This window comes from Microcoleus sp. T2B6 (assembly GCF_036700475.1).
Lineage (GTDB): Bacteria > Cyanobacteriota > Cyanobacteriia > Cyanobacteriales > Microcoleaceae > Microcoleus.
In genome coordinates this window covers 1-1971 of record NZ_JAUBOZ010000232.1, presented here as the reverse complement: position 1 = coordinate 1971, position 1971 = coordinate 1, and the positions used below count along the sequence as shown (strand labels likewise).

The 1971-nt window shown below is 58.9% G+C and carries 3 protein-coding genes; all 3 read left to right on the top strand.

The genetic code is table 11. The features are described 5' to 3' along the window. Window positions 1-882 precede the first annotated feature (882 nt). The 3 genes from QUA00_RS36595 (at window position 883) to QUA00_RS36585 (ending at window position 1938) form a co-directional block, all read left to right on the top strand. Window positions 883-1185 (top strand): hypothetical protein, encoded by a 303-nt coding sequence (locus QUA00_RS36595; protein WP_333375712.1) that lies wholly within the window; start codon window positions 883-885, stop codon window positions 1183-1185. A 76-nt stretch (window positions 1186-1261) separates the two neighbouring features. After that, window positions 1262-1501 (top strand): hypothetical protein, encoded by a 240-nt coding sequence (locus QUA00_RS36590; RefSeq protein WP_333375714.1) that lies wholly within the window; start codon window positions 1262-1264, stop codon window positions 1499-1501. Window positions 1502-1590: 89 nt separating this feature from the next. Continuing rightward, window positions 1591-1938 (top strand): hypothetical protein, encoded by a 348-nt coding sequence (locus tag QUA00_RS36585; protein WP_333375717.1) that lies wholly within the window; start codon window positions 1591-1593, stop codon window positions 1936-1938. The last annotated feature ends 33 nt before the right edge of the window (window positions 1939-1971 follow it).

The following is a 1971-nucleotide window of genomic DNA, read 5'->3' as shown; positions in this document are numbered from 1 at the left end:
CCTAACTACTCGCTCAAGCGGACCAATCAATCGCTTCGCGATTGATGTGGCCGCTTAGCTCCAGCGTTAGGCAGGCAAGGGAGAGTGTCTTGCTAGATTCGACAGACGGACTCATCGCATTGGGAGTTGGTGTCGCTTTCATGCTCGGCATTGCGCGAGCTTTCGTGGCCCTTGAGCTTTCCACGCCCACCCGCTGCACGCTCGGGGTTCTAATGCTGGGCTGCGGCGTTTTCTGGGCTTATCGTCTCGTCGTTGCTGACGCATTTCCGTCGAGCGCAGTTTGGTCAGGGCTGGCAGTCGGCCTAATTGGGCTCGGCATCAACCAGGCGGCACTCCCGTGGCGACTTCGCCGTGGCATGCCTGCCTAACATTTCGCTCAAGCGGACCAATCAATCGCTTCGCGATTGATGTGGCCGCTTAGCTCCAGCGTTAGGCCCACCATGAAAGTTCTAGGCGCACTGATCCTTGCAGTCCTGGTAGCAGTACTTGCGTACTGGGAGCTTTCTTGGCGTCTTGCTCACTTTGAGGGCGGGCCTGCCATTTCTGCCCCGGGCAGTGATTTTTTGGCACAAGTGCGCGCACTGCCTGAGGCGTCTCAGCTCCCCTACGGAGATGGTGTTTTTGTTCGGCGCTCCTTCCCGCCGTTCTGGGCTTCATCTCGCTTGGTTCTCGATGCCTACTGCAAAGGCCGCGCATCGGCATCTTGGGTGTCCGCGCGGCATCTCGAGGTAAAGTGCGACGAGCCGGAGGGCGAGTTAATCCGTCCCGCTCACGACTTGGGAATCACAGTCTCACTGGCCGGTGGTGCCTAACTACTCGCTCAAGCGGACCAATCAATCGCTTCGCGATTGATGTGGCCGCTTAGCTCCAGCGTTAGGCATCGTGATCACCGACACCATCGCAAGAGTGGAGATTGACCCGGAGGGCCGCTTGCATGTGCATCCGGCGTCTGCATCGTTTCCGTTCGCCTATCGCGAGGCCATGGAGGTCGCGTGGGAGCCGTCCAGCGGCTCGCTGCGTTCGCCCGTCCCACGGGAGTGGGGCTATGGCCGATGGCTCCAGCAGATCCTCGCGCTCGCGGCAGAGCAGGGCGTGCGCTTGGTGGTCACCACTGCCACCGAGTGGTCAAATGTTCCCGAGGGCGTCCGGTTAGAGCTGCAGTCCATCGCAGGGCCGGATGCCTAACTACTCGCTCAAGCGGACAGATCAATCGCTTCGCGATTGATGCTGCCGCTTAGCTCCAGCGTTAGGCCGCTCGACTATGTCGCAAGCACCCAACAATTCCAGCAATTGGCTCTTCTTCTTGCTTGGCGTTTTGCTTTTCGTCCAAGGCGCCTTCGGGTTGCATGGGTACTTCACAACCGGCGATGCGGTCTTTAGGCACCAGAAGAACATCCCGCTTGATCTCTATGGCTCCGATGCAGCCTTGATGCATCTGGCATTCTTTGTGTTCGGGGCGATCTTTATTGCTTCCGGAGTTCGTGGGCTGCTGCGCAAGTGAGATCGAGTAGCGGCCTAACATTTCGCTCAAGCGGACCAATCAATCGCTTCGCGATTGATGTGGCCGCTTAGCTCAGGCGTTAGGCCCTCATGGAAAACCCTTACACCCCTCCATCGAGCTCTCCCGAAGTCCATCGTCTTGCGCCTCCAGACGTTTTTCGCGTGCTTGTTGGATTTGCGTCCGGCTGCTCGTTACCCATGGCGTTCTTCTACCTTGCCATCTACGTCCTCTTCGCACCTGCGGGTAGCGAGATTCGATTCGGCGCAGAGGACCTGCCAGACGCGGGGGGCGCCACACTGCTGCTCCTCAACGGCATCTTGTGCGCCGGCGTCGCCGCCTACTTTCGTACTGTTCCGCTATGGCTCATGGCTTTCTCCGGGCTCGCATTGCCGATTGGCATCGTGTGTTTCTTCGCCTTGCTAAGGCTGTGGGCCTAACATTTCGCTCAAGCGGACAGATCAATCGCTTCG